The organism is Streptomyces sp. NBC_00986, assembly GCF_045162565.1.
Taxonomy (GTDB): Bacteria; Actinomycetota; Actinomycetes; order Streptomycetales; family Streptomycetaceae; genus Streptomyces.
Map to the genome: position 1 here is coordinate 584,798 of NZ_CP108733.1, position 23,757 is coordinate 608,554.

Annotated in this window: 24 protein-coding genes; 13 read left to right on the forward strand and 11 right to left on the reverse strand. The window is 68.9% G+C overall.

Annotation, left to right across the window (positions count from 1 at the left end; translation table 11 throughout):
• Positions 1 to 13 precede the first annotated feature (13 nt).
• From OG504_RS02485 to OG504_RS02500, 4 genes are all read left to right on the forward strand, one after another.
• Positions 14 to 868, forward strand: coding sequence for an SDR family oxidoreductase (locus OG504_RS02485; RefSeq protein WP_405988175.1), 855 nt, complete (start codon positions 14 to 16; stop codon positions 866 to 868).
• Positions 869 to 905: 37 nt separating this feature from the next.
• Complete coding sequence (locus tag OG504_RS02490; protein ID WP_405988176.1) at positions 906 to 3,377, forward strand: CaiB/BaiF CoA transferase family protein; 2,472 nt, start codon at positions 906 to 908, stop codon at positions 3,375 to 3,377.
• Between the two features lie 24 nt (positions 3,378 to 3,401).
• The gene (locus tag OG504_RS02495; protein WP_405988177.1) at positions 3,402 to 4,415 is read left to right on the forward strand and encodes a DUF2889 domain-containing protein; all 1,014 of its coding nucleotides are present in this window, start codon (positions 3,402 to 3,404) and stop codon (positions 4,413 to 4,415) included.
• A 63-nt stretch (positions 4,416 to 4,478) separates the two neighbouring features.
• Positions 4,479 to 5,162 carry a TetR/AcrR family transcriptional regulator gene (locus tag OG504_RS02500; RefSeq protein ID WP_405988178.1) on the forward strand — a complete coding sequence of 228 codons (684 nt, stop codon included), beginning with the start codon at positions 4,479 to 4,481 and terminating at the stop codon, positions 5,160 to 5,162.
• Here the strand turns inward: OG504_RS02500 and OG504_RS02505 are convergent.
• Positions 5,143 to 6,531 (reverse strand): acyl-CoA dehydrogenase family protein, encoded by a 1,389-nt coding sequence (locus OG504_RS02505; protein ID WP_405988179.1) that lies wholly within the window; start codon positions 6,529 to 6,531, stop codon positions 5,143 to 5,145. The two genes, OG504_RS02500 and OG504_RS02505, sit on opposite strands and share 20 nt — an antisense overlap.
• A 123-nt stretch (positions 6,532 to 6,654) precedes the next feature.
• Here OG504_RS02505 and OG504_RS02510 point away from each other — a divergent pair, with 123 nt between their 5' ends.
• From OG504_RS02510 to OG504_RS02525, 4 genes are all read left to right on the forward strand, one after another.
• Positions 6,655 to 7,683 (forward strand): phosphotransferase family protein, encoded by a 1,029-nt coding sequence (locus OG504_RS02510; RefSeq protein ID WP_405988180.1) that lies wholly within the window; start codon positions 6,655 to 6,657, stop codon positions 7,681 to 7,683.
• Between the two features lie 70 nt (positions 7,684 to 7,753).
• Positions 7,754 to 8,524: an enoyl-CoA hydratase gene (locus OG504_RS02515; RefSeq protein ID WP_405988181.1), complete on the forward strand. Its 771-nt coding sequence runs from the start codon at positions 7,754 to 7,756 to the stop codon at positions 8,522 to 8,524.
• Between the two features lie 11 nt (positions 8,525 to 8,535).
• A complete protein-coding gene (locus tag OG504_RS02520) occupies positions 8,536 to 9,573 on the forward strand; it encodes a TIGR03617 family F420-dependent LLM class oxidoreductase (RefSeq protein WP_405988182.1) in 1,038 nt (345 codons plus the stop codon).
• 283 nt (positions 9,574 to 9,856) lie between these two features.
• A complete protein-coding gene (locus OG504_RS02525) occupies positions 9,857 to 10,564 on the forward strand; it encodes a TetR/AcrR family transcriptional regulator (protein ID WP_405988183.1) in 708 nt (235 codons plus the stop codon).
• A 93-nt stretch (positions 10,565 to 10,657) separates the two neighbouring features.
• Here OG504_RS02525 and OG504_RS02530 read toward each other — a convergent pair whose 3' ends face one another.
• The 7 genes from OG504_RS02530 to OG504_RS02560 all read right to left on the reverse strand — a co-directional run bounded on the left by OG504_RS02530 (position 10,658) and on the right by OG504_RS02560 (position 17,138).
• The gene (locus OG504_RS02530; RefSeq protein WP_405988184.1) at positions 10,658 to 11,629 is read right to left on the reverse strand and encodes an LLM class flavin-dependent oxidoreductase; all 972 of its coding nucleotides are present in this window, start codon (positions 11,627 to 11,629) and stop codon (positions 10,658 to 10,660) included.
• Complete coding sequence (locus tag OG504_RS02535) at positions 11,622 to 11,927, reverse strand: DUF1330 domain-containing protein (protein ID WP_405988185.1); 306 nt, start codon at positions 11,925 to 11,927, stop codon at positions 11,622 to 11,624. The genes OG504_RS02530 and OG504_RS02535 overlap by 8 nt, the downstream gene beginning before the upstream one ends.
• An 80-nt stretch (positions 11,928 to 12,007) precedes the next feature.
• Positions 12,008 to 12,499, reverse strand: a complete 492-nt coding sequence (locus OG504_RS02540; RefSeq protein WP_405988186.1) for a DoxX family protein — start codon at positions 12,497 to 12,499, stop codon at positions 12,008 to 12,010.
• Positions 12,500 to 12,709: 210 nt separating this feature from the next.
• Complete coding sequence (locus tag OG504_RS02545; protein ID WP_405988187.1) at positions 12,710 to 13,969, reverse strand: amidohydrolase family protein; 1,260 nt, start codon at positions 13,967 to 13,969, stop codon at positions 12,710 to 12,712.
• Positions 13,970 to 14,473: 504 nt separating this feature from the next.
• Positions 14,474 to 15,298, reverse strand: a complete 825-nt coding sequence (locus OG504_RS02550) for an SDR family oxidoreductase (RefSeq protein WP_405988188.1) — start codon at positions 15,296 to 15,298, stop codon at positions 14,474 to 14,476.
• A gap of 434 nt (positions 15,299 to 15,732) precedes the next feature.
• Entirely contained in the window at positions 15,733 to 16,662 is a 930-nt protein-coding gene (locus OG504_RS02555; protein ID WP_405988189.1) for a hypothetical protein, read from the reverse strand.
• Positions 16,659 to 17,138, reverse strand: a complete 480-nt coding sequence (locus OG504_RS02560; RefSeq protein ID WP_405988190.1) for a PEP-utilizing enzyme — start codon at positions 17,136 to 17,138, stop codon at positions 16,659 to 16,661. The genes OG504_RS02555 and OG504_RS02560 overlap by 4 nt, the downstream gene beginning before the upstream one ends.
• A gap of 293 nt (positions 17,139 to 17,431) precedes the next feature.
• Here OG504_RS02560 and OG504_RS02565 point away from each other — a divergent pair, with 293 nt between their 5' ends.
• The gene (locus OG504_RS02565; protein WP_405996237.1) at positions 17,432 to 17,794 is read left to right on the forward strand and encodes a transposase; all 363 of its coding nucleotides are present in this window, start codon (positions 17,432 to 17,434) and stop codon (positions 17,792 to 17,794) included.
• A 109-nt stretch (positions 17,795 to 17,903) separates the two neighbouring features.
• Here the strand turns inward: OG504_RS02565 and OG504_RS02570 are convergent, their stop codons facing one another.
• Positions 17,904 to 18,272, reverse strand: coding sequence for a VOC family protein (locus OG504_RS02570; protein WP_365222484.1), 369 nt, complete (start codon positions 18,270 to 18,272; stop codon positions 17,904 to 17,906).
• Positions 18,273 to 18,336: 64 nt separating this feature from the next.
• Here OG504_RS02570 and OG504_RS02575 point away from each other — a divergent pair, with 64 nt between their 5' ends.
• A complete protein-coding gene (locus tag OG504_RS02575; protein ID WP_405988191.1) occupies positions 18,337 to 18,798 on the forward strand; it encodes a MarR family winged helix-turn-helix transcriptional regulator in 462 nt (153 codons plus the stop codon).
• Between the two features lie 11 nt (positions 18,799 to 18,809).
• Here OG504_RS02575 and OG504_RS02580 read toward each other — a convergent pair whose 3' ends face one another.
• Complete coding sequence (locus tag OG504_RS02580; protein WP_405988192.1) at positions 18,810 to 19,370, reverse strand: PEP/pyruvate-binding domain-containing protein; 561 nt, start codon at positions 19,368 to 19,370, stop codon at positions 18,810 to 18,812.
• Here OG504_RS02580 and OG504_RS02585 point away from each other — a divergent pair, their 5' ends adjacent.
• Both OG504_RS02585 and OG504_RS02590 read left to right on the forward strand, forming a co-directional pair.
• On the forward strand, positions 19,371 to 19,778 hold the full coding sequence (locus OG504_RS02585) for a hypothetical protein (protein WP_405988193.1): 408 nt from the start codon (positions 19,371 to 19,373) through the stop codon (positions 19,776 to 19,778).
• A gap of 650 nt (positions 19,779 to 20,428) precedes the next feature.
• Positions 20,429 to 21,394, forward strand: a complete 966-nt coding sequence (locus OG504_RS02590; protein ID WP_405988194.1) for an alpha/beta hydrolase — start codon at positions 20,429 to 20,431, stop codon at positions 21,392 to 21,394.
• Between the two features lie 392 nt (positions 21,395 to 21,786).
• On the opposite strand, the gene OG504_RS02595 is transcribed toward OG504_RS02590, so the two are convergent.
• A complete protein-coding gene (locus OG504_RS02595) occupies positions 21,787 to 22,473 on the reverse strand; it encodes a TetR/AcrR family transcriptional regulator (RefSeq protein ID WP_405988195.1) in 687 nt (228 codons plus the stop codon).
• A 159-nt stretch (positions 22,474 to 22,632) separates the two neighbouring features.
• Between OG504_RS02595 and OG504_RS02600 the strand changes: the two genes are divergently transcribed.
• Positions 22,633 to 23,757 carry an amidohydrolase family protein gene (locus OG504_RS02600; RefSeq protein WP_405988196.1) on the forward strand — a complete coding sequence of 375 codons (1,125 nt, stop codon included), beginning with the start codon at positions 22,633 to 22,635 and terminating at the stop codon, positions 23,755 to 23,757.

Here is a 23,757-nt window from a genome sequence, read left to right on the forward strand (position 1 = left end):
GAAGAGGCATGTCATGCGGCCTGACGTCGAGTTGAGGACCGGGACGAGCGAACGCCCGGATCTGCCCGTCGCGTTGGTGATCGGCGGGGGCGGTATCGGGATGTCGGCGGCGCGCCGTCTGGGACAGTCCCACCGGCTGGTGCTGGCGAGCCTGTCCGCCGCCAGGAACCCGGCGCGGGAGGCCGCGTTGCGGGAGGACGGGATCGACGCGGTGGTGACGCGGTGCGACATCGCGGAGCCGGACTCGGTCGCGGAACTCGGGCAACTGGTCGCGGCGCGTGGACGGTTGCGGGCGATCGCGCATGTCGCGGCGCTGTCCCCGTCGATGGGTGACTGGCGCACCCTGCTCAGGGTGAACCTCGTCGGGGCGCGGCTGATCGAGCGGATGAGTCTTGAACAGGCCGTGCCGGGTACGGCCGCGGTCTTCGTGTCCTCCTCCGCCGGGCATCTCGCCGAACCGCCGGATCCGGAGATCACCGCGGTGCTCGACGACCCGCTGGTCCCGGACTTCGTCGAGCGGCTGGAGAAGCTGGTGCCGGAGCGGACTCCGCTCCAGGCCTACCGGCTCACCAAGTTCGCGCTGCTCCGGATGTGCCGCAGGCGTGCGGCGGCGTGGGGGACGAAGGGCGCTCGCATCGTCTCGATGTCGCCGGGCCCGATCGCCACACCCATGGGCGCGCTGGAGTTGGAAGGGCCGCACCGCGAGGTCAAGTTGGCCATGCTGCGCCAGTCGCCGCTCGGCCGTGAGGGCACGATGGCCGAGACCGCCGACGCCATCGAATTCCTCGCGTCCGACCGGGCGTCGTACATCACCGGGACCGACCTGCTGGTCGACGGCGGCATTCTCGCGACGACCCGGTTCAGCTGAAAGTGCTGTCAACCCGCTCTGTCCAAGGGAGTTGAGAATGCCCGACCGGAACGACGACAGCCTCGGCGAAGGCCCGCTCCACGGCATCGTCGTCATCGATCTCTCGACGACGCTGCCCGGCGCCCAGGCCACGCAGTTCCTCGCGGACGCGGGAGCGGACGTCATTCTCGTCGAGCCGCCCGAGGGAAACCGGCTCCGCGCGAACCCGGGCTGGCCCGGCCTGCTGCGCGGAAAGCGGAGCATCACACTCGACCTGCACGACGACACCGATCGCATGACCCTGGACGGCCTCCTCGCGAGGGCCGATGTCGCCGTCACCACGATGCGTCCGGCCGCCGCGCAGCGGCTCGGCTTCACCGCGGAGCAGTTGGCGGCCCGGTACCCGAGCCTGGTCACGGCACTCATCACCGGCTGGGGAACCCACGGACCGTGGGCCGACCGCAAGGGCTACGAGGCGCTGATCCTCGCCAAGAGCGGCGTCCTCCACTCCAAGCACCAACTCACCACCGGCCCGGATCCCGCCTACGTCACCACTCCCTACGCCTCCTTCGCAGCCGCGCAGGCAGCGGTCCACGGCATCCTCGCCGCGCTCCTCGAACGGGAGGAGAGCGGCCTGGGCCAGGTGGTGGAGTCCGATCTGGTGACCGGAGTCGGCGCGTACGACCCGTACAACTGGTTCTACGAGTTGGTGCTCGGCCGCTTCCCGGACGCGTTCCAGCCGATGGGTGCCGCCTTCGACCAACAGGGCCGCCCCCAGACCAAGTTGCTGTACGCGATGCTCATCGCCGCGACGGCGGACGGTACTTGGCTGCAGTTCGCGCAGACCGCGCCACGGCTCATGAAGGCCTGGTTGGACGAACTCGGCCTGAGCGCCGAACTCACCGACCCGAAATGGGACGGTTTTCCGATGCTTCCGACACCCGAGCTCCGGTTCGAGTGGTGGAACAAGATGATCTCGAAGGTCGGGCAGCGGACGCTGACGGAATGGGACGAGGCGTTCGCCCGCAATCCCGACGTCTTCGGCGAACAGTTCCGCGCCCCGGACGAGGCGCTCGACCACCCGCAGTTGGTGCACGAGGGCCGCGTGGTCGTCGTGGACGATCCGGACCTCGGCCCGGTCCGCCAGCCGTCGACCCTGGTCCACGCGGGCGGCCGACCGCTCAGCAGGATTCGCCGCGCACCCCAACTCGGCGAGCACACCCGGGAGCTGCGTCGGCTCGCTGCCGGGGAAGCGGCCTCACATCGAGGTCTCTCCGACTCCGTCGGTCGTCCCGGCCGTTCAGGACACCCTCTCACCGGCGTCACCGTGCTCGAACTCGGCGTCATGTACGCCGGACCGTACGGCGCCACCCTCCTCGCCGATCTCGGTGCGCGGGTCATCAAGGTCGAGCCGCTCGACGGCGATCTGATCCGGGGCATCATGGCGTTCCCCGAGGCGGGTGGCGCGAAGGCTCTCCAGGGGAAGGAGAGCATCGCCATCGACTTGCGAACCCCCGAAGGACTCCGGATCCTGCGGGACTTGGTCGGCCAGGTCGACGTGGTACTCCAGTGCTACCGGGCGGGCGTCGCGGCCCGGATCGGTGTCGACGAGGCCTCGCTGAAGGCGGTGAACCCGGATCTGGTGTACGTGAACGCTCCTGGCTACGGCATCGACGGACCGTACGGTTCCAAGCCCGCCTACGCGCCGTCCATCGGCGCGGCGTCGGGGGTTTCCGCGACCGACGCGCAGGTGGTCGGCCGTCCCACGGGAGATCGTGACCAACTGCTGGACCAAGCACGCAAGTTGTACGCCGGCGGGACGGTCCCGGCGGTCCAGTCGGACGGAATGGCCGCCCTCGGGGTCGCCTCCGCCCTACTCCTCGGGATCTACGCGAAGCGTCGCGGCATCGAACTGACCGACATCGCCGCCACGATGCTGGGCACGAGCACGCAGGCGCTCATCGCACACAACACCAGCTACGCGGGGCGTCCCGCACAGCCCCGTGTCGACGCCGACTTCCGAGGGATCAGCGCCCTGTACCGGATGTATCCGGCCTCGGACGGCTGGCTCTTCCTCGCCGCGCCGGCGGAGCGGGAGTGGGCTCCTCTGGTCGCCGGGCTCGGCGACCCCGGCGATCTGGCGGACGAGCGGTTCGCCACGAGCCGGGCGCGTGCCGCCAACGACGACGCGCTCGCGGAGGTGCTCGCCAAGGTCTTCGCCACCCGGACGAAGGCCGAGTGGGAGGCGGACCTCACGGCGCAGGACGTCGGCTGTGTCGCCGTGACCCAGGAACCGGCCGAACGGCACATGCAGGGCGACGAATTCTACGACGCGGGCTACGCCGTCGACGCGGTCAGTCCCATCTTCGACGAGCACCGTCGCCTCGCACCGCTGAACCGCTTCTCCCGATCCACGACAAGGCCGGAGGCGGGCTGCACCCTGGGCCAGCACACCGACGCCCTGCTGCGCGGGCTCGGCTACGACGAAGCCCGGATCGCCGCTCTGCGCGACGCACAGGTCGTGCGGTGAAGTGACGGCCGGAAACGAGGGCTGATGGGACTCGACGTACCCGCGGAACTGGCGCCTCACGGGCCGGGCAGCTCGGCTCCCCCTCGTCGTCGGGGGTCGATACGCCGCACCAGCACGATCGACGCCACCTGGTCCGACGGGATGGGCGGCGAGACGGTCCTCGACGGCCGGGCCCGCGATCTGGTGACGTCGGCCGACGGAACCGCCTCGGTCGTCGCCGAGGCCCGGATGCGGGTCGTCCTCGATCCCCGGCGGCTGATCACGGAGATCTCCACGACACCCGAACTGCCCCTGCTCGAAGGCCTCTTGGGCCACTCCGGCATGGGCGGACACCGTGCGCGCCTCGCCGAGGCGGCGGCCTCGGAGGTGTCCGCCGCGACACCGCTCCACCTCCTGCTCGACGATCTTCCCGGTGCCACGCTGGTCTCCGGCGCGGCCTTCCGGCCGTGGTACGGCATCGAGCGCTATCTGGCCGGCAAGGAGGACGTCCGGCGCAGAGTCATGGCCGGGGTGTGCGCCGGATACCAAGAGGGTTCGAGCGCGCTGGCGCCCGACGGCACGCTCCGGTGGGAGCAGCGTCGAGAGCGGGCTGTCGAACTCGACGCCGTCGACGACGACTTGGCCTGGCACGAGGTTGCCGACCACCGCGATGTCTCCATGCGCCGCGCCCGGCGTCTGGATCTGTGGGCGAGTGGGGCCGCGGTCCACATCGACGCGTTCTTCCAGGACTCCTCGACGCTTCCCGAGGGCGGCCGGCAGGCCATCCACGAGTACGTCCTGAGCGCGGAGGCGGACGCGACCCACTTCGCCCTGCGGTCGGTCCGGCCGCTCCCCCGGGTGCTCCCCTACCACGAGTGCCCGCTCGCCGTTCCGCACACGTCCCGCCTCATCGGTGCCCCGCTCGGGGAACTCCGTCCCAGGGTTCTCGGCGAGTTGAGCGGCATCGTCGGCTGCACCCATCTCAACGACATGCTGCGCTCCCTCGCCGACGCACCGGCGCTCGCCACCACGCTCGGATCCTTCACCGACCTGTGGTGATCGAAGAGGAACCGGACCGGTGGTGATCGAAGGGGAGCCGACGGACGCCGTAGGATTCACGGTATGGCGACGGCCGACGACAACAGCGGTGCCGAGGCGGGCAGTCACATCGACCGCCGGCGCAGCAAGGCCCGGAAACGTCCCAGCGAGACATATCTGCGCAGACGCGCGGAGCTTGAGTTCGCGGCGACAACTGTGATGCGCCGCAAGGGATTTCACGACATGACGCTGCGCGACGTGGCCGAGGAACTCGGCACGGACCGCGCCAGCATCTACTACTACGTGGCAGGCAAGGAGGAACTGCTCGCGGACCTGGTGCACCGCGCCCTCGTCGAGAGCGACGAGGACCTGACGAAGGTGTCGACGTCCGAGCAGTCGGCGGCCGACAAGCTACGGGCCGGAATCAGGGTGCTGATGAAGCACTACGACCGCCACTTCCCCTACCTCTACATCTGGGTCCACGAGGATCTGTCCCGGTTCGAGGGCGTGAAGCAGAGCGACCTGGAACCGATCATCGACCTGTCCCAGCGCCAGTTCGAGTTCATCGAGGGATTCGTCCAGGAGGCGGTCACGTCGGGCGAGTTCACGACCGCGCTTCCCGTGGGGGTCGTGGCACAGTCGATCATCGGTCTCGTCGCGTGGACCTTCCGCTGGTACGAGCCCGGCCGGACGCTCTCGGCCCAGGACCTCGCCGACGGCCTGGCGGACATCGCGCTCTCCGGACTCGTCACCCGGCCGGCGCCGTGAGCGACGGGGGTCGCCAGGGCGGGGACACCGGGAGTACGTCGACGGTGCCCCGGCTCTCCTCGAACGTCACCCCCACCCGGTCCAGGACGGGTTGGAGCTGCCGCGCGGCCCAGGCCTTCCGCTCGAAGAGCACCTCGGTCGGGAAGTTCCCCTGCGCGGGCTCGTAGTCGCGCAGCAACGCCCGTGCCACCGAGGAGAGATGGAGCTCGGTGACTCCGTCGGCCATCCCCTCGTGCAGGGCGAGGGCCATGTACTGGCCGAACCGCATCACGTTGGACACGCCGATGGAGCCGTGCAGATGGACGGCGCGGACGGTGACGTCCTGCGCGATCTTGGCCATGGCCGCCTTCACGGCGGAGATCATCTTGCGGCCCTCGCGGCCGTGTTCGGCACGCTGGTCGAACATCCACGCCGTGTACAGCACCAGCAGCCGGAACTGCTGATACTCGATGAAGCTCCGCGCCAGGTCGTGCTGAACGGCCTGCTTCTGCGCGATCACCTCGCCGTACGACTCCCGACTCAGGGCGCGCTCCCCCATGAGGTCGAGCATGTGCTTGACGTGGCCCACGGTGCGCTGGGCGTGGTGGAGCCGACCGCCGCCGAGCCGTGACTGCGCGACCTTGAAGCCCTCCCCCACCGGTCCCAGGCGCGCGGTGTCCGGCACCCGGACTCCGTTGAAGCGGATCCAGGGATGGCCGCCGCTGCCCGGGCTGTCCCCCCACAGTCCGACGTTGCGCACCACCTCGAACCCGGGCGCGTCGGTGGGAACGATGAACATCGTCGCGCGACCGTGCGGCGGCGCCTCCGGATCCGTCACGCACATCACGATCATGAAGGCGGCGTGGTTGGCGTTGGAGGCGAACCACTTCTCGCCCGTGATGACCCAGTCGTCGCCGTCCCGCACCGCCCGCGTACGGAAGTTGGTCGGATCGGAGCCGCCCTGCGGTTCGGTCATCGCGTAACAGGAGAAGACGTCGTTGGCCAGCAGAGGCTCAAGGTACGTCTTCTTCTGTTCGTCCGTACCGAACATCGCGAGGATCTCGGAGTTCCCACTGTCCGGCCCCTGGCACCCGAAGACGACAGGCCCGAACGACGAGCCGCCGAAGTGCTCGTTGATGTAGGTGAGTTTGACGGCCCCGAACCCCTGACCGCCGAGATGGGGCGGCAGATGCGCGGCCCACATTCCCTGGGCCTTGACCTCGTCCTGCAGCTGCCTGACGACCTTGCGCAGGCCCCGGTTGCCGACGTCATAGGCGGCGTCGATGTCGTAGTCGTAGACGTACTCCAACGGGCGGATGCGGTTCGCCACGAAGTCCGACATCCAGTCCAGCTTCTCCTGGAACTCCGGCTCGATCGAGAAGTCGACCATGGCTTCCTTTCGGCGGCGGCACGGGGCCCGGCGGACAACCATTGCCACTTAACTCTGAATGAGGATACTCTTCTCGTCAACGCCGCGTTGATAGAATCCATCACGCCGGAGGTTCCTGAGGTCATGACCGCCGATGAGCTCGACCGCGAACGCCTCGCCGCCTGGCTGGTCGACCAGTCCCTCCTGGACCGGCCCGAGGCACTGGTCGTCGCCCCGATCAGCGGCGGCAACCAGAACATCGTGGCAAGGCTGGGCGACGGCACGCGCCGAATGATCCTGCGGCGCCCACCAGGCGTCGTCCCGGACGGCCGCAATGCCGCGATGGAACGCGAGTTCCGGCTGCTGACCGCACTGGAGGGGACCGACGTCCCGCACGCCACGCCCCTGGCGCTCTGCACCGATCACGACGTGCTCGGCGCGACGTTCTATGTCATGTCGGAGGTCGACGGCTGGTCCCCGGCGGCCTCGATGTCCTGGCCGGAGCCGTTCGCGCCCGAACACGGTCTCGCACCTCGCCGCCGGCTCTCCCTCGAACTCGTCCGTGGTCTCGCGACTCTGTCGGCGGTCGACTGGCAGGCACGCGGCCTCACGGGTTTCGGCAGGCCGGACGGTTTCCACGAGCGGCAGGTCGGCCGGTGGACCGCGCACTGGGACAGATTCCGCTTCCGCGACATCCCCGGACTCGCCGAAGCGGGCGGCTGGCTGCGCGAGAACGTCCCTTCGCGCTGGTCGCCCGGCATCATGCACGGCGACTACTCGTTCCTGAACGTCATGTTCCGGCACGGCCCCGAGCCGGAGCTCGCTGCCATCGTCGACTGGGAGATGGCGACGGTCGGTGATCCCGTCCTCGATCTGGCCTGGCTTATGAGACAGTGGCCGGCGCGCGCCGAGGACGTCCACAGCAGGTACGTCGACTACACGGGGATGCCGCTCCGGGACGAGATGGTCGACATCTACCGGGAGTTGACCGGGAACCCGCTCGACCACTACCGCTACTACCAGGTACTCGCGAACTTCAAGCTCGCCATCGTCCTCGAAGGCGGCTACGCCCGCTACTTGAAGGGCGAGGTCACCAATCCCAAGGTCGCGCACTACAACGACTCGATCCTCGACGCGGGACGGATCGCGGCGGAACTCGTCGCCGGAGCGTAGGCGCGATGAGCCGCACTCCGACCTCACGCGGGGCAGCGTTCCCCACCATCAGCAGGCCGGAGGTATCCACGTGAGCGACACGCTGCTGGTTGAGGACATCGGCACGGTCCGCGTCCTCACGATGAACCGGCCCGAGGCGCGCAACGCCCTCGGCGGCGAGTTGATCAGCGCCCTGTACCGGGGACTACTCGACTCGGACGCCGATCCCGACGTGCACGCAGTCGTACTGACCGGCGCCGACCCGGCGTTCTGCGCCGGTGTGGATCTCAAGCAGGCCTCCCGTGAAGGGGAGGCCTACTTCCGCCGACATCGCGAGGAACCTTGCGTCCAGCAGGTGGCGCGGATGGCGACTCCGGTCGTCGGTGCCGTCAACGGCGCCACGTTCACGGGCGGGCTGGAGATCGCGCTCGGGTGCGACTTCCTCGTGGCCTCCGAGCGCGCGGTCTTCGCGGACACCCATGCCCGTGTCGGAGTGCTGCCCGCCGGTGGGATGACCGCACGCCTGCCGGGCGTCGTCGGTCAGGCGTGGGCGCGCCGCATGTCGTTCACCGGAGAGGTCGTCGGCGCGGCCCAGGCCCTGCGCATCGGGCTGGTCACCGAAGTCGTGGCGCACGACGCACTTGTCGGCCGCGCGCTCGAACTCGCCACCGCCGTGAGCGAGACACCGCACGAGACGATGCGCGCGCTCAAGCACATCTACCAGGAGGGCGGCGCGCCGACGATCGAGGCGGCACTAGCCGTGGAGCAGTCGGTCTCGAAGACCAACCGGCCGGACCTCGGCCTGCTCGACGGTCGGCGCAGCGCGGTGATGGCCCGCAACCAGGATCAACTACGGGGCTGAGGAGACACCACATGCGGGTCGACGGAAGACTCAACGGCGGACTGGCCGAAGCGCGCGCCGGCGCGTCCACGCTGGAGGATCTCGGCTACGACTCCGCGCTCGTCCCTGAGGTGGCCCACGACGGGCTCCTCCCGGTCGCGTTGGCAGCGGACGCCACCAGCCGGATCACCCTGGGAACGTCCATCCTCGTGGCCTTCGCCCGCAGCCCGATGAGCACCGCGGTCGCCGCATGGGATCTGCAGCGGTTCTCCGGCGGGCGCCTGCAACTCGGCCTGGGCTCCCAGGTGCGCCCCCACATCGAGCGCAGGTTCGCCATGCCCTGGTCCCGGCCGGCCGAGCGGATGAGCGAGTACGTGGGCGCGCTGCGCGCCATCTGGCAGGCGTGGCAGGAAGGGACCGCGCTGGACTTCCGCGGCGACTTCACCCAACACACCCTGATGCCACCTAGGTTCAACCCGGGTCCCCTCGACGTCCCACCGCCGGCTGTCTTCGTCGCGGCGGTCGGGCCACGCATGACCGAGGCCACCGCGGAGGTCGCCGACGGGCTCATCCTGCACAGCTTCACCACCGCCCGGTACATGCGGGAGGTGACACAGCCAGCCATCGACCGCGGACTCGCCGCCGGGGGCCGGGACAGGAGCGGCTTCGAAGTGCGGGCCAGCCCGTTCGTCGTCACCGCACCGGACGGACCCGCGAGGGAGCAGGTTCTCACCGCGGTCCGCGACCAGATCGCCTTCTACGCCTCCACCCCGTCGTACCGCCCCGTGCTCGAACTGCACGGCTGGGGCGAGCTACAGACCGAACTGCGGACACTGACGCGCCAAGGCCGATGGAGCGAGATGGGTGCACTCATCGACGACGACGTGGTCGACGCCTTCGCGGTCGTCGCGGAACCGGACGGGCTCGCCGAGGCGATCCACCGACACATCGGCGACTATGCCGACCGGGTCGGGCTCACGCTCCCGCCCGGATCGGATCCCGACTGGCACGCGGACGTCGTCCGCTCCTTGAGGAAGACTGCCGCAGTTCGGTCGCCGGACGCCCCATAGGAACCCGGGGCGAGCAGGGCGCTACCGACCAGGCGCCGGTTGGCAGCCGAGAAGCCAGTTCCCGAGGAGACGAATACAGGAGCGTTCTGCCGTGACGCCTCAATCGGCATGCCCGTCGCGAAATATCCGCCCGGGTCCGCACGGGACTAGACGGCCTGAATCACACTTTTAATGTACCGTCTGGTCTAGCAAACAAATTGAGCCTGAGCGAAATGATACCGAGGGCCTTATTCGGGCACAGGTATGCAAGCAATCCTCGACGGATCAGGTGGGGAGCGAAGTCATGTCACGTCCACCGGGTCATGGGCCGGGCTTCGAGGCCAGACGTCGGAAGATCATCGACACCGCCGCGTCCCTGTTCGCGCAACAGGGCTACGCCGCGACCTCCATCAACGACCTGGGCCGCGCGGTCGGGCTCGCCAAGGGCGCCCTGTACTACTACATCGGCTCCAAGGAGAACGTCCTCATCGAGATCCAGTCGCGGGTGCTCGGCCCGCTGCTGGCCCGCGCCAAGGAGATCGCGGCCCTCGACGAGGTCCCGCTGCTGCGGCTGCGGCTGCTGTCCGAGTCGCTGCTGACGATCATCTTCCGCAGACTCGACCACATCTGGGTCTACGAGCACGACTACCGCAGCCTCGCCGATGACCATATCCGCGTCCTGCTTGTCCAGCGCGCCGAATTCGAAGTGCTGGTCAGGGATCTTTTCAAAGACGCCGCTCGACATGGCGGCTTCCGTACGACGCCGCCCCGGCTGGCCACCCTCCAGTTCCTCAACCTGCACAACCACACGTACCAGTGGGTCAAGCCGGGCGGCCAGTGGGACGCGACGCAGTTGTCTCGCGAGTACTGCCACACCCTGCTGCGTGGCTTCGGCGCACCGGACACCGACCTGAGGGATATGGAGGAGAAGACGGCGGCATTCAAACGCGACTGCCCGGACCTACCACTGGACCCCGAGGAGGAGTGGATGCCGATCTACGCCGCGAGCTGACCGGCCCCGCAGTGTCACGCACCCTTGGCCAGCGCACTCGTCGACGACATCGCGCCGGCCGCCACCGGCTCACGCACATCGGGGACTTCGCTGTCAGGACGCGCTTCCGACGGCGGCGAAGGCCGTCAGTTCACGAACGGTGTCCGGCCCGCTGGGCGTGTAGATGACCTCGCTGAAGCCCTCGCCGACGAGGTGCGCGACGCCGCGTCGGATGCTGTGAAGGTCACCGACCACGGTGGTGTGATCGATGTGCTCCAGCAAAGCGCGGTCGCGTTCGGGCAGGTGAGTCACATGGCCCTCGAAGGTCAGCAGATGGCGTGACTCGGCCGGTTCGAGCGCCTCCACCGTGTCCCGCCACTGCCGGCCGCCGGGCAGGGCGTCCACGGCCTCGGCACCGCCGTAGGCGTAGGCGTTGTGCCAGTCGAGGACCCGCCACGGTCCGATCGCGTGGCGCACCCGGTCGCTGCCCGGGTTTTCACCCATGTCCAGGACGGTGCCGGACACCAGGGTCGCCGTGGGGAGGTCGGGGTGGAAGGGTCCTATGATCCCGTCGGCGATTTCGGCCGCCAGCTTGGCACCGCGTGGCCCGAACACGCTGAGCCACAGCGGAGCGTTCACAGGGCGCGACTGCGTGAGCCCGTCCGCGTGGAGCATACGCACACTCTTGCCGTTCACGAGCGTCGTCCCGCCCGCCAGGAGTCGGCGCAGCGCGCGCACGTAGTCGCCCAACTCGCCAAGTTTCATGGGCGGTTGTCCGACCGTCAGGCGGGCGGTGAAGCCGGTGCCGAAGCAGGGCCGGAAGCGCCCGCCGGACAGGCGAGCGATGGTGGCGATCGCCGAGGCCATCGCCATCACGTCGCGTTGCGTCGGGATGAGCACGGCGGTACCCAGCCCGATACGGCTGGTTCGTTGAGCGGCGAGCGCCAAGTGGACGAACGGGTCTTCCCACAGGGGCGCCGAGTCGTAGATCCACACCCGCGTGTATCCGAGTTGTTCGGCCAGCACCGCGAGATCGGCGAAGTCAGGTCCCGGCGGCAGCCCGCACGACAGCTCGAACTCAGCCACGAGGCATCTCGAAACCGCTCAGCAGTACCGCGTTCGACTCGGCCGCGGCCTGCCGCAAGGGCCTGGCCGCGGCGTAGGAATCGGAGTCGTACCAGGCCTGGGCCGCTTCGACCGACTCGAATTCGAGGATGACGGTGCGGTTTCCGTGCCATTCGCCTTCCAACACCCGGGGTTGTCCGTCGACGACCAGCGGGCTGGCACCGCTGTGGGCCATGGAGGGCGCCGCGGCCTGGCTGTACGCGGCCATCCCCTCACTGTCCTTGATGGCTTCGGTCAGGACGACGTATCCCTTGGGCATCGAATTCTCCTTCAGAACAAGCAGGTTGAGGAATTCTCGCGTTGGCTCCGAGCCGCGTCGGACCGACAGAGGGGCAGGGTTCAGTCGGTCTGCCCTTCCGCACTGTCGGCCGGCCGGTAGAACGTGGCGAGGAGACCCAGCGCGGCACCCGTGCCCACCACCACCGCACCCGCGGACCACCACACACCAGCACTGTCGAGTCCCAGCACGTTGTCCAGCGACCACGCACCCGGGCCGACCGAAGCGACACCTACGGCCACGAGCCCGACGAGCAGCACGTACTCGCAGCCGCCCTTGAAGACGAAGTAGCCCTTGCCTCGGTGGTCGGTGAGGGCGGCGACGAGCATCAGACCCACATAGGCGGTACAGGCCACACCCGTCAGGAGACCGAAGCCGAGCAGCACTCCTGCGACTATCTCCGTGCCTGCGGCGAGCCGTGCGTGCAGCCACGCCGGGCGCAGCCCGAGCGAAGCGAACCATGCGGTCGTGCCGCTCAGTCCGCCGGACCCGAAGGCCTTGTTCGTCCCGTGGGCTATCAGCATCAGCCCGAGAGCCAAGCGGATCACCAGCATGCCTAGGTCATGGGCCAAGACGCTCCCCAGCTCCCTGTCTCCATCCGCTTGGGGCGCGGACTCTTCGAATCGCCGCAGGCCCCACGATCTCCGCAATCGAGCCCGCCCCCGTCCCCTCACTCGACCTTGCGTCTGACGACGCCTTCGCCGGACACACCGGTGTCGGCAGGGTCTGTCGGGAGAAGACGACGACTGACGGCTCGGCCGCGGTCAGGCGTTCTCGGTGACCGGGGCGAGTTTCCGGCTCTTGTCGAAGTGCACGACGCCGGCGAGGGTGCCGCCCAGGATGGCCGCACGGTCCTCGTCGTTCACACCCTCGAAGTTCTCCGCGATGCACTCCGCGCTGCTGCGGAAGGTGCCCTCCGCGTGCGGGTAGTCATTGCCCCACATCACCGTCGACAGACCGGTGATGTGGCGGGCCTTGACGGCCGTGGGGTCGTCCGCGAACTGCACATGAATCTGCCGCCGGACGTACTCCGTGGGCTTGAGCGGGTAGGGCCACTTGTCGTTGATCGCGAACAGCCGCCCCATGGAGGGCTGTTCGGTCGCCGGACGGTTGTCGTCCCAGAAACCGAGCCACCAGTCGGGGTCCTGGCCGGTCCCCGTCTTCCAGGCCTTGTCCATGTAACCCATGAAGGAGACCAGCCAGCCGGCCGTGTACTCGATCAGATTGAAGTGCAGGTCGGGGAAACGCTCGCACACCCCGCCGCCCACCAGGCTGGCGATGATGCCCTGCGGACCCGCCACGCCGGCGCCCGCCGCGAAGCCCATGGTCCGGCCCGCCACCATGTCGTCCGTCAGATTCCCCTTGCCCATGTTCATGGACGTCATCAGACCCCGGACGGTCTGCGCCGTCCCGGAGACCTCCTGCTTGACCTTCACCCCGCCGGTCGCCACATGGATGAAGACCGGCAGACCGTGCGCCTGAGCGGCCGCCCAGATCGGGTCGTACTCCCGCGCGTAGTACGGCAGCGGCGGGATCTCCGGCAGCAGGATCGCACCGAGTCCCAGCCCCGCGACCCGCTCGATCTCCGCCACGGCAGCGGGGACGTCCGTGATCGGGATCGCGGCCGTGGGACGCAGCCGGTCCTTGTAGGGGAGGTAGCGCTCGACGAGGTAGTCGTTCCACACGCGCGCGTGCGCCATCGACAGCTCGTGGTCGTCCGTGAACAGGACGAACAGCGAGAGGTTGGGGAACATGACCGAGGCGTCGACGCCGTCGAAGTCCATGTCCCGGATGATGTGGTCGGGATCGCCGTCCGGCGTCTCCCCACCGGTCTGGCGGTACTTGGAGATGGTCCAGCCGTCGAACCCGATGGTGTGGAGCTTCTTGAACTCCGTGTGCCCGCCCGGCACGATCGGCTCGTCGAGGGTGAACTCCTCTTCCCACAGCGCGCGCTCACGCAGCTGCCTGGGCAAGCGGGTCTTGAACAGATCGACCGGCTCGATGATGTGCGAATCGCCGGACACGACAAATTCCTTGAACACAGGCGGTACCTCTCTTCGAACTCCGTCGTCCGTAGCCAGAAGGCCGACCCCCAGCTGACCCCCAAGTTATCTGTACCGACCGGTCTAGTCAATAATTCGACAATAGAACGCCTGGCAGATTCGTCCCCTGGGGCTGACACGCAGCTGACATATGACCGAGCGGTCTATTCATTCCATTCAGGCCCGTCCAATGAAGCCGAGGCGTCTGTCGGACAGCCGGTGCGACACCCGGACAGGATTCCGCGATCCAGCGACAAGACGGCCGGCGACGCATCGGACATCTCGCTGACGAACGTGAATTGCGCAAACGGAGTGGCACGACGAGGGCGCACTCGCCCGAGTGTGCAACCCCCTTGTACCGCCGGGCCGGTAAGACGCTCTGCCGCGTTCAGGCACCGAGGCACGGAACATCGGCCTCCGTGTGTTCCGTGTGTTCCGTCGGGTGACAACCACCCCAATGATCGGCCGCCGCGGGCTGCGACCGTCTCAATCGGCCTGCGCGGATGCCAACAGGCCACCGTCGACGCTGATGTCGACACCTGTCACGAAGCTCGCCCCGTCCGACAACAGGAACGCGACGACGGCGGCGACCTCCTCATAGCGACCGGTACGGCCCAGAGGTGTGGCCTGGATGAGTTGCCGTACCGATTCGTGCCGTGCCGCCTCCAGTCGCATCTGCGGGGAGTCGATCGCGCCGGGCGAAACGGAGCAGGCGCGTGCACCCAGCGGCCCGAGCCGCACCGCCTCCGTGCGGGCCAGGCGCTGCACTCCGTACATGGCCCATGGGTATGCCCACGCCGGATCCTCGACGGCCGGGCCGATCGCTTCACGGATCCGATCGAGGAATCCCTCTTGCGTCGGGTTCTCCAGGACGGCCTCGGCCACCGGATCGGGTTCGACGTGAGCGATCAGAGGAGACACCGAGGCGCAGTACACGAAGGCCGTGCCCGCGGTGGCCAGGGGGCCCAGCGCCTCGGCGAGCAGGGCGGTCCCGACGAAGTCGACCTCGATGATCCCGCGCCAGTCCGCGTCCTCCGGCGCCACGCACTCGGCATGGGCGACGGCCCGCAGCGTGCCGAACTCTCGGACCCGTTCGGCCAACCGAACGAAACAGTCGCGGTCGGTGACATCCACGCCGATCGCTTCGACGACGGCTCGCTTCCCGGAGCCCGCCAGATCCTTCGCGACCGCGGCTGCCGCCGCCTCGTTCCGGTCGGCGAGCAACAACACGTCGACCGTGTCGGCGAGGTGTCGCGCGCATGCCTCACCTGTCCCCTGACCGACACCGGTGGCGACCCCTACCGCGGTCATGCACTGCTCCTCACTGGAGAGACCTGCCGTGAGACGAGTCTCCCGCGCTCAGGGATGTCGGGGCGGGCCGCGTGGTGTACCGCCCCCGTGCAGCCCACTCTTCGCGCTCCAACGTACCGCTTGGTCGGGCGGACAGGGTGCTCTCCCGAAGTCGGCCTTTCCCCCGGACAGCCGGGCAGGCAGGCCAGCCAAGAACGCTGTATTACTACGGTTCCGAGGAAGACCTCCTTGCCGAAATCCGGTTGCGGGTCAGCTGAGATGGCCGATAGGGCGTGGCGTTTCCTCCCGCGATCGGTGACGGACCGGCCCGTGGTGCGATGCACGGCCCACCTCGGGGCGCTTCGACACAGCGGACCGGGCACGGTGCGGCAGGTGGCTTCCGGAGTTACGGCTCCGCCGGATCGTGCCCGCCGCCGGCCTCCCGGTCCCCGAGTTCACCGCCGGGTTTTCGCGTGTCCCTCGCCGAGGACGGTCGCGGTGGTGCGGTTGGTACTCGCGTCCTCGATGCAGCCGCGCAACCGCATCAGGTCGTGAGGGGGCAGGGCCGGACTGATCACCGCGCTGTAGACACCGCCGTCCAGGTGACTCAAGGTGGCCTTGTCGTTCAGGGCCGCGGTGGAACGGCGGCAGGTCTCCCAGAGATCCCGGGCCGCGAGTTGGACCGCCTTGTCCCCGCCGTCGCCCTTGAACTCCACCCGGAAGACCAGGGCCGTGGCCTCCGCGCCCGGTCCCTCTTCGGGCCGGGTCTGTGTCGCGTCGGCCAGAGCGGACCACAGTACGGGGGCGAGGAGCAGACCGCCGACGGCTGCCGTGACGGCGCCCACCTTCCGGCCGGTGCGCGCCGGGGTGACGGCGGGGCGGTCCTCCAGCGCGCTCCGGGCGGCGCGCGGACCGAGTTCCGGGGCCGTCAGGGCCGCCAGCCGTCCGGCCAGCCGGCGTTCCGCGCCCGGCCGGGCGGTGGCACCAGCGAGTTTCTGGATGACCATCGCAATGCCCGAGAGCGCTGCTCCGGCTGCCATCAGCACGGGCACGAACACGAATGTGCGCTGGGTGCCGTCCAGTTCCTGCATGTCCACCGAGCGGACCCAGCGCAACTGGTTCGGGTGTGGGGTACGGGTCTGCTCCAGGCGCCGCCGTACTTCGTCCACCCGGGCGTCGGACTCTTCCAGCCGGTCCTCCATCCGGGAGAAGCGCGTCAGCAGGACGACCGTCGCGAGGAGCACCTCCACGACGAGCAGGAGGACTACTCCGGACATCAGGGCGCGCTGCCACTCCCAGCGCGTGAGGTACAGCACCATGTAGTAGCCGGCGTAGGCGGCGGACAGCCCGCCGAAGGTGTAGCCGACGAGTCGGACGCTCTTCATGCCGCCGGCTCCTCTTCGTTCTCGGTGGGGCGGGACGTGGGGTCGTCGAGGTCCCCCGCGGTGACCGCACCGGTGGCGCCGTCCACGGTGAGCGGGACGCCGGCCGGGAAGCGGTCCAACGCGCCAGGCACGCCGACAGCGGTGGGGACCTTGAACTCGCGGGCCAGTACGGCGAGATGGGACAGCGCGCTGCCGGTCTCGGCCACGAGTCCGGCGAGGCCCGGCAGCAGCGGGGCCAGGGCCGGATCGAGGGAGCGAACCACCAGGACAGCGCGCTCGGGACGTTCGCCACGGCCGTCCCAGGCCGTGCCACTGCCGAAACCGCCCCCGGCGCCCTGGCCGTCGCCCGAGTCTCCTCGGCCCGGCGGGAGTTCGGCGACGGGAACGCCGACTGGTGACCCGGACCAGGGAACGCCACACAGCCGTGCGACAGCTCCTGGACGACGGCAGCACGCTGGAGGACATCTGCCGGACACTGCAGCTGGACCGGTCCACCGTGCGCCGCTTCGCCCGCGCCACCAGTATCGACGAGCTGCTGGTCAAAGCGACGAACCGCTCCACCATCCTGGACGAGTACAAGCCCTACCTGCACCAGCGGTGGATCGAGGGCTGTCACAGCAGTGCCCAACTCCACCAGGAGATCGTGGCCCTTGGTTTCGCCGGAAGCCTCCAGACCGTCCGCCGCTACCTCCGCCCGTTCAAGACCGCCACCGTTGGGCCACCCGCGCGCCGCTCGGCTCCACGGCCCCGCCGCATCGTCCGCTGGATCATGGCCGACCCCGGAAACCTGACCGCCGATGATGCCGCCGACCTCAAGGAGATCCGGACCGGCTGTCGCGAACTCGACGCCGTCACCCACCACGTCCGCGACTTCGCCGCCATGATGCGTGACCTGCGGGGCGATCAACTGCCCGCCTGGATGGAGCGCGCCCTCGCCGATGACCTGCCCGCCCTGCACTCCCTGATCATCGGGCTGAGCCGCGACATCGACGCCGTCACCGCCGGGCTCTCCACCCCCTGGAGCTCAGGCCAGGTCGAAGGGCAGGTTACAAGGACGAAACTCCTCAAAAGACAAGGGTATGGACGAGCCAACCTCGACTTCCTGCGCAAACGCGTACTCCTCACGCCCTGACCCGCAGGGGCCCGGCAAAGTCATGAAGTAGGCCGTGACAGGTGTCATAACTGCCGTTGTGAGAAGCCCGCTCGGAGCGCCTGCCGCGCCGAAGACCAGGACGCCAGTCTCAGCCGCGGTCGTGGAGGGTCACCTGGTAGCCGTCGGGGTCCGCGAACGTGAAAGTGCGGCCGAACGGCCCGTCGACGGGCGCTGAGACGATCGTCGTGCCGGCGGCGGCGAGGGCGTCGTGGATGTCCTGCGCGTCGGGGGCGTGCAGCCACAGCGCCATTCCCTGGCCCGGCTGCGTGATCGCGTCCAGGTTGACGCCCGCGACGACGTCGCGGACGGCGAACGCGATCGGCTTGGTGTCGAACACGACAGCGTGCGGCGGTCCTGCGTCAGAGCGCTTCAGCCCCAGGTACTGCTCGTAGAAAACGGCAGAGCGCTCCAGGTCGCGCACCTGCAGTGAAATGAAGTCGGGTCCGGTAACGGTCACGATTCTTACCTCCTCAAGACATGTCAGTCTTCTGACACGCCGGAATGTATGTCAGACTACTGACATGAGTCAAGGCGAGCCCGGAATCGAGCTGGACACATCACTGGGGTACATGCTGAAGGCGGCCGCGAGCGCCCTGCACTCAGCCCTGGAGGCCGTGCTGAGGCCGTTGGGCATGACGATCACCCACTACTCCTGCCTGGAGCTGCTTGCCCAGCGACCGGGTCTGTCCAACTCCGAGCTTGCCCGCGGCACCTTCGTCACCCGGCAGTCGATGAACGTGCTTCTGCAGGCCCTCGAACGCCAGGGACTCGTCGTCCGCCCGGCACAGGCACCCGTCGGCAGGGTCCTGCCCACCGAGCTGACCGCCCGCGGGCGCCGCCAGCTCAAGGTGGCCAGCGCCGCGGTTCGCCGCGTCGAGCAAGACATGCTGGCCAATCTGGATGCCAGCGAACAAGACCAGATGCGGAGCCTGCTCACTGCGTGCATCGCCGCACTGATCGAACCGCCCGCATCGGCGACGTAACCGCTCCGGAATTACGACTTTGCCGTGCCCCTGCCCTGATCCGACGCCGTCACAAGATCAGCGCCAGAGCCGAACTCCATGTCCTGCGGGCCGCCGAAGATCCGCTCGGTCTTCTTGGCCAGCGCGACCAGCCGGGTGAGGTGCCGACGGCTGAGCAGCCGCGCGCCCGGCGGTTCTGTGGATTCGGTCCGCACCAGCCGGGCGAAGCGGGTCAGTTGGTAGCGCACGCCTTGCGTACTGCCGTCGGCCAGTTGGTCCGGGCCACCGCGTACCGCGCTGACCAGCATCCGGTCGCGGCGGCCCGCCACCGGGTCCGCGCTGAACAGCACACCGCCGATGGCGGCGCGCAGCATGGGTTGCACCAGCACGGCCATCCCGTCGTCCACAGCCATGTCGGTGGACGGACGCAGGATCTGGACCCGACGTGCGGAGTCCAGCACCGTCTGTACGGCGGCGGTGAAGTCGTCCCAGCCACGCACGTCCAGCACTGAGTCGAAACGCCCCGCCATGGAGGAGTCCTCGGTGTCTTCGTGGGCGGAGGAGGACCGCACGACGAGCGCCCGCGTGATCACGTGAGCGTACTCGTCGAGCGGGGCACCGCCTCCGGTGCCGTCCTGGACGGCACGCAGAAGAACGTGGCCACCTTCGCCGGCATCGCCGTCTCGATGTTGGCCGGCTCGCGCATCGCGAAGAAGCCGAAGATCAAGGCGTTTCTGTCGAAGTCCTCCACACTCTGGTTCCTGTTCCTCTTCAACGGCGGCGTGGCCGCGTTCTGCTACCTCACCATGGACGGCGTCAAGGGCATCGCCACCGCCGCGGGCATGGGCCTCGTCTCCCTCGGCGCGGCCGCCGGCCTCCTCGCCAACCGCCGCAAGCCCACCACGGCCGCGGACCAGCCCCAGGCCCGAACCGCCCGCTTTCGGAGAACTTCCCGCGGCTCTCCAGCCCCGGCCGGCTGCATTCGGTCGGGGCTCTTCTGATGAGCCTCTGGAGGAGCGCCGGGGTCGACGGCTCGCCTGCGTCGAGGCGGTCGGCCGTGGCGGTGCGTGGGATCAACACGGTGGCAGGCGCCGCAACAGCGACGCGGCGCACCTTGGTGCCGGGTGCGGGATGCCCGCGACTTCATCGGGCAGTTTCTTAACGGTGGTCGGACAAGTGCCCTACGTTCGGTCCGGCCAAGCGCTTGGTGATTCCCGTACCCCCACCACAAAGGGAGCACCCGCATGTCGCACAGCCTGCGGCACATCGCCACGATGGGCGTCACCGCCCTGGTCTGTGGCGTCACCGCTGTCTCCACCGCCGCCCCAGCCGCTAAGGCCGCCACGACCCCCGCCGCCGCGGCGCATCTCACCGGCACGCTCGCCGACGGCGCGACCTGGGTCGCCGATGTGCCGAACAACTGGAACGGCACCCTGCTGCTCTTCAGCCACGGCTACAACGCCCCCACCGCGTCGGACGCCACTCGCACGGAACTGCTCGCCGAGGGTTTCGCGACGGCCGGATCCTCATCGACCCGGCCGGATCCTGGTGGGCCCTGGACAGCGCCGAGCGCGACCAGTTCGCCACGATCGGAGCGTTCTCCGCGACAGCAGGTCAGCGACCGGAGCGCACCCTGTCCGTCGGGCTGTCCATGGGTGGGCTGGTCAACGCCCAGATCGCGCGCGACGGAACCGGACTCATCGATGGCGCTCTCGGGTTGTGCGGTCTGGTCGCCGGTGGTGTCGACCTGGGGAACTACCAGTACGACGCCGAATACGCCCTCGCTTCACTGCTGTTGCCCGACGAGCAGGTCGAACTCACCGGCTTCACCGGCATGGCCGACGGCTATCTCTCCGCCCAGCAGCTCGACACCGCCGTCGCGGCTGCCCAAACCACCCCGCAGGGCCGCGCACGCATAGCTCTCGCCGCCGCCTACCTCAACCTCCCCGACTGGGCGCCGGCCCAGGACCCGCCCGCCACGGACGACGCCGCCGGCCAGGAAGCCCAGCAGTACGCCTGGCTCGCCCAGGGCATGCTGGACTTCTACATGACCGGCCCCTATTCCGTCGAGCAGTCCGCAGGAGGCAACGCCTCCGGGAACGCGGGCGTCGACTACGCCGCTCTCCTGCACGACTCCGAACACGCCGCCGAGGTGGCCACGCTCTACAGCGAGGCCGGGCTCGACCTCCACACCGACCTGAGCACCCTCACCCAAGGCGCCGACCTGCACGCCGATCCCGCCGCGGTAGCCCACCTTCAAGCCACGTCCACCGCCGGCCAGCATCTCGGCGTCCCCCTGCTCGACCTGCACACCACCTCCGACCAGCTCGTCCCCGTCCAGCAGGAATCCGCCTTCGCCGCGCGCGTACGGTCAGCAGGGGACGGTGCGTTGCTACGGCAGGCCTACGTCGCCCGCCAGGGTCACTGCAACTTCACAGCCGCCGAGATCGTCGCCGGTGTCCATGCCATCGACCAGCGCGTCACCACGGGCAGTTGGGGCACGCTCGCCACGCCCGGCGCCCTCCAGCGCAGCGCCGACGCACTCGACCTCGACGGCGCGGCCTTCGTCCCCTACCAGCCGAGTCGTCTGGTCGTCGGACGCCGCAGCCTCGGCTGACGGACTGCGGACCCCTACGCCGCACTGACGCGGCAAGCCTCTTGAGGAGCGTCTCCGAGGTCCGTTCCGCTGCTGCGGTCGGAGCGGGCCTCGACCTGCCCGGGCGGCGAGCGCAGGAGTCGCGGACGAGTCTCGGCGTGTCCGGGTCGTGTGACTTCCTGACCACGCTCGCCCCGGCAAGGACCGCCGTGGGGCGAAGTGGACGTCGCAGGCCGCGATCGGCCTGAGGCTCTCGGGTGGAGACACGTCGGAAACACGACAGCGCCCCGTCAGACGGCTCGTTCCAACCGGGCGGGGTGCCATGGGGACTGTGACGGATCCAGGACAGGCCGCACAGCTGCCGGTGGCGGGTTGTGTGCGAGTGACCACGGCAAGGGCCCGGCGACACGCGGTCAGCCGCGTCGGTGCCTCGCCCGTGCCTCGTCCTCCATGAGGTCGTGCGTCACCGCCGAGACGGGCGCGGTGAGCATGCCCACCCAGCCGTCGATGTAGTTGTTGAGCTGTGCGTCGCTGATCGGGTGCCGGTTGCGCGCGTGGTCGCCCAGGAGGTTGAGGACGCTGTTGTAGAGCTGTACCTCGCGGCCCCGCCGTACCCGGTCGGGCAGCGCGCCGAGCAGTTCGGGCACCAACTCCTGGAGGACGTCGGTGGCGTCCTCGATCTGGCGCGGCCAGTACTCCGCGTCCGAGGTGGCGGGTGCCAGTCTGGCCAGGAACGGTACGAACATCTCGCCGGCCTCGATGCTCTCAATCAGCGGGCGCACCACCAGCCACACCGCCGCCAGGGGATCCTCGACCACACCATCGGCACGAGCCTCCTCCAGCAGCACGGCCCGGCGCGCGTCGATGGTCCGATAGCGGAAGGCGATCAGATCACGGACCAGGCCCGCCTTCGAGCCGAAGTGATACGTGATCACCGACGAGTTCGACTGACCCGACTCCATCTGGATCTCCCGCAGAGTCACGCCCTCGACCCCACGGGCAGCGAAGAGCCGCTCAGCCGTCGTCATCAACAACTCACGGGTCGCCTCCCCCGTCGTGTGCCGACGCCTGCGCCCCGCGGCCTTCTCATCCAGTGCCATGGCCCTCATGTTCGTAGAAGCGGCGCGGCACACGCAACGTCAAAACTAATGGAGATGTATTAGAAAGTATGGACAGGTGACCCCGTCGATGGAACAGTTCGATGCGCGGACCTGGCAACGCAGGCCTCATCCCTCCCTACTTCCGGAGGACTACTCACGATGCCGAAGATCTGGACCAACTCCGGCGACTCCCACTTCCTCGAACCGAGCGATCTATGGGAGTCACGGTTGCCCAAACGGCTTGCCGACCTGACTCCGAAGTCCGAGAAGGACCCGGACGGGGAATACGAGACGGTGCATGTCGACGGGCAGTCGTTCCGGCGGAAGCTGCCGACCTCGGTGGCCAGGGAGTTCCTGGAGGAGAGCCGGAAGGCGCAGGGCATCCGCGACGCCCGGGCACGTCTGCGTGATCTCGATCAGGAGGGCGTCTGGGGCGAGGTGATCTTCCCGTCGCTGGGCATGTGGGCCTCCACCTTCCGAACGCCCGAACTGCTCAAGGCGTGCATGCGCGCGAGCAACGAGTGGGCGCTGGAGGAGATCGCGGCGGTCTCGGACCGCTACGTCGTTACCGCCCAGGTGTCGACGCTGGTCGTGGAGGACGCGATCGGCGAACTGGAGTGGGCCGCAGAGCAGGGCTTCCACGCCGTCTTCCTGCCCACCACTCCACACCCCAGCGCACCGGACTGGCACCGGACCGACTGGGAGCCGTTCTGGGACGCCGCCGAACGCGCCCGGATGGTCCTCGCCTTCCACATCGGCACCGACCCGGTGGACATGACGACCGGCGGCGCCGGCCTGGTCTACCGCGGCCCCGGCGGCGCGGTCATGAACTACGCGGAGACGACCTTCTCCGGTCAGCGCGCCGCGATGAAACTGGTGGCCTCCGGCGCCCTCGACCGGCACCCAGATCTGAAGGTGCTCATCTCCGAGGGCGGCGCCACCTGGATCCCGTTCCTGGGCGATCGCATGCTGGAGGGCTACCGCCAACACCACATGGCGGTCCGTCCCAAACTCGAACGGGACCCGAAGGAAACCCTGATGACCCAGGTGTACGCATCCTTCCAGCACGACGAGACGGCGGTCGCCGCGTTCGAGGCCATGGGCTACAGGAACGTCATGTTCGGCTCCGACTACCCACACATGGAAGGCACCTTCGGGCACACGCAGGACACCCTCAAGTCGCTGTTCGACGGGGTCTCGGCCGAGACCCGGCTGCGGATCACCCAGGGCGCGTTCTTCGACCTCTTCCCGCAGGTGCCGCCCGTCCCCACGAGCGAGGTCTGA

Excerpts from the sequence above, each read along its gene's own strand:
- OG504_RS02575 (WP_405988191.1), top strand. The coding sequence starts at position 18,337 with ATGAGTCAAGGCGAGCCCGGAATCGAGCTGGACACATCACTGGGGTAC.
- OG504_RS02595 (WP_405988195.1), bottom strand. The coding sequence starts at position 22,473 with ATGGCACTGGATGAGAAGGCCGCGGGGCGCAGGCGTCGGCACACGACG.
- OG504_RS02505 (WP_405988179.1), bottom strand. The coding sequence starts at position 6,531 with ATGGTCGACTTCTCGATCGAGCCGGAGTTCCAGGAGAAGCTGGACTGG.
- OG504_RS02565 (WP_405996237.1), top strand. The coding sequence starts at position 17,432 with ATGGCCGACCCCGGAAACCTGACCGCCGATGATGCCGCCGACCTCAAG.
- OG504_RS02490 (WP_405988176.1), top strand. The coding sequence starts at position 906 with ATGCCCGACCGGAACGACGACAGCCTCGGCGAAGGCCCGCTCCACGGC.
- OG504_RS02600 (WP_405988196.1), top strand. The coding sequence starts at position 22,633 with ATGCCGAAGATCTGGACCAACTCCGGCGACTCCCACTTCCTCGAACCG.
- OG504_RS02485 (WP_405988175.1), top strand. The coding sequence starts at position 14 with ATGCGGCCTGACGTCGAGTTGAGGACCGGGACGAGCGAACGCCCGGAT.
- OG504_RS02495 (WP_405988177.1), top strand. The coding sequence starts at position 3,402 with ATGGGACTCGACGTACCCGCGGAACTGGCGCCTCACGGGCCGGGCAGC.
- OG504_RS02525 (WP_405988183.1), top strand. The coding sequence starts at position 9,857 with ATGTCACGTCCACCGGGTCATGGGCCGGGCTTCGAGGCCAGACGTCGG.
- OG504_RS02550 (WP_405988188.1), bottom strand. The coding sequence starts at position 15,298 with ATGACCGCGGTAGGGGTCGCCACCGGTGTCGGTCAGGGGACAGGTGAG.
- OG504_RS02590 (WP_405988194.1), top strand. The coding sequence starts at position 20,429 with ATGGGTGGGCTGGTCAACGCCCAGATCGCGCGCGACGGAACCGGACTC.
- OG504_RS02500 (WP_405988178.1), top strand. The coding sequence starts at position 4,479 with ATGGCGACGGCCGACGACAACAGCGGTGCCGAGGCGGGCAGTCACATC.
- OG504_RS02555 (WP_405988189.1), bottom strand. The coding sequence starts at position 16,662 with ATGAAGAGCGTCCGACTCGTCGGCTACACCTTCGGCGGGCTGTCCGCC.
- OG504_RS02540 (WP_405988186.1), bottom strand. The coding sequence starts at position 12,499 with ATGCTGGTGATCCGCTTGGCTCTCGGGCTGATGCTGATAGCCCACGGG.
- OG504_RS02535 (WP_405988185.1), bottom strand. The coding sequence starts at position 11,927 with ATGCCCAAGGGATACGTCGTCCTGACCGAAGCCATCAAGGACAGTGAG.
- OG504_RS02520 (WP_405988182.1), top strand. The coding sequence starts at position 8,536 with ATGCGGGTCGACGGAAGACTCAACGGCGGACTGGCCGAAGCGCGCGCC.
- OG504_RS02510 (WP_405988180.1), top strand. The coding sequence starts at position 6,655 with ATGACCGCCGATGAGCTCGACCGCGAACGCCTCGCCGCCTGGCTGGTC.